Source organism: Streptomyces rubellomurinus (genome assembly GCF_000961885.1).
GTDB lineage: Bacteria > Actinomycetota > Actinomycetes > Streptomycetales > Streptomycetaceae > Kitasatospora > Kitasatospora rubellomurina.
In genome coordinates this window covers 1-1,873 of the sequence record NZ_JZKH01000226.1, presented here as the reverse complement: position 1 = coordinate 1,873, position 1,873 = coordinate 1, and the positions used below count along the sequence as shown (strand labels likewise).

2 protein-coding genes are annotated in these 1,873 nt (G+C 71.6%); both read left to right on the top strand.

Annotation, left to right across the window (positions count from 1 at the left end; all coding sequences use genetic code 11):
• A partial coding sequence (locus VM95_RS37420; RefSeq protein WP_045705832.1) for an L-threonylcarbamoyladenylate synthase occupies positions 1–859 on the top strand: 859 nt, incomplete at its 5' end.
• A 566-nt stretch (positions 860–1,425) separates the two neighbouring features.
• Positions 1,426–1,873, top strand: a 448-nt coding sequence (locus VM95_RS37415; protein ID WP_045705829.1) for an alcohol dehydrogenase catalytic domain-containing protein, incomplete at its 3' end; no start/stop codon positions are given.

Below are 1,873 nucleotides of genomic sequence, written 5' to 3'. Positions count from 1 at the left end.
CCCGCTGATCATCCACATCGGCGGCGCGGAACTGCTGGGCGGCTGGGTCGAGGACGTCCCCCCGGCGGCGCGCCTGCTGGCCGAACGCTTCTGGCCGGGACCACTGACGCTGGTCCTGCGGCGCGGTCGCCGAGTGCCCCTCGCGGCGACGGGCGGGCTGGAGACGGTAGCCGTGCGGGTACCCGACCACCCCGTCGCCCTCGCGCTGCTGTCCGCCTTCGGCGGCGGTGTGGCGGCACCGTCCGCCAACCGCTTCGGCTCGGTCAGTCCCACCACGGCGAACCACGTCCGTGCGGAACTCGGCGATGACGTCGACTTCGTGCTGGACGGCGGCCCCTGCCAGGTCGGCGTCGAGTCGACCATCGTCGACGCCACGGGCGATGCCTTGAGCATCCTTCGGCCCGGCGGGGTGACCCGCGAGGACCTCGAAGCGGTGCTGGGGCGCCCGCTCCCGGTCCACTCCACCAGCCGCGTCCGGGTGCCGGGCCAGCATCCCTCCCACTACGCGCCGCGGGCGCGCGTCGTCCTCGTTGCGCCCGAAAAGGTCGTCGCCGAAGCAGAGCGCGCGCACGAGCTCGGGCACCGGGTGGGCGTTCTCCTTCCGCCCTCCGTCACCGACACTCCGGTGAAGGCTCACGCCGTGGTGGCCCTGCCCGGCTCGATGGCCGCCTACGCGCGCGGCCTGTACGGCTTCTTGCGGGAGCTCGACGAACGAGGGTGCGACCTCATCATCGCGTCCTTGCCGGTGGAGGAAGGGTTGGGACTGGCCATCGCCAACCGGCTCCGCCGCGCTGCGGGGCCCCGTCCAGCACCGACTCCGTTCGATGCTCCTGCCGTAGCGCCCGCCGACCCCAGTTGAGCGCCAGAACGTGCCCGCCCTGAACCAACGGTCCTGACCAGGCGCGCTACATCGGCGCCATGCCCCCACCGCCCCCGGAGGCGGATGCCCCATGGTTTCGCGACCGGGGGCACACGCGACGCCGCTGATCACCGCCGCGCACACCCCGCTCGGCCGCCTGCTCGTCCCTCGGGAGTGGCCCGCCGAACGATGCCGCACCCCCCGCCCGCTTCCGGCGAGGGTCGCAACTTCCCGATTGGACCGAAGAACAAGCAGCGCGTCCGGCGCCGTGTTGCAACGTGATGACACTCACGTGGCAACGGACGCGCTGGTGGCACGCAGTGTCTTTTCTGCTGGCACAGAGTGCCAGTACGTTGTTACCCGCTGGTCGCGGCGCCGCTTCCCACCCCGGTGTGCCACGGCCTGCCGCCCGCGCATTTTGCGCAGGCTGCAAGCCCGAACCACAGCTTCAGCATCACCGCGACTGACATAGTCGGCGCCCACTGCCGGCGCCCGCACCACCAGACAGCCCCCCGTCCCACTGACGCACCCTGCATCCCTCAGCAGGTACGCCACCGGAGGCAGCCATGAAGGAAATCCTCGCCGCGATCCAGAACCCGGACACCACCGCCGCCGACTACGCGGCGCTGGAGCTCCCGGAGTCCTACCGCGCGGTCACGCTCCACAAGGACGAGGAGCAGATGTTCGCGGGCCTCGACAGCCGCGACAAGGACCCCCGCAAGTCCCTCCACCTCGACGAGATCGCCCTCCCCGAACTCGGCCCCGGCGAGGCCCTGGTCGCGGTGATGGCCAGCGCGGTGAACTACAACACCGTCTGGAGCTCCATCTACGAGCCGGTCTCCACCTTCGGCTTCCTGGAGCGGTACGGCCGGCTGTCGCCGCTCACCAAGCGCCACGACCTGCCCTACCACGTGCTCGGCTCCGACCTCGCGGGCGTGGTGCTGCGCACCGGCGCCGGGGTCAACGCCTGGAAGCCCGGCGACGAGGTCGTCGCGCACTGCCTCTCGGTCGAAC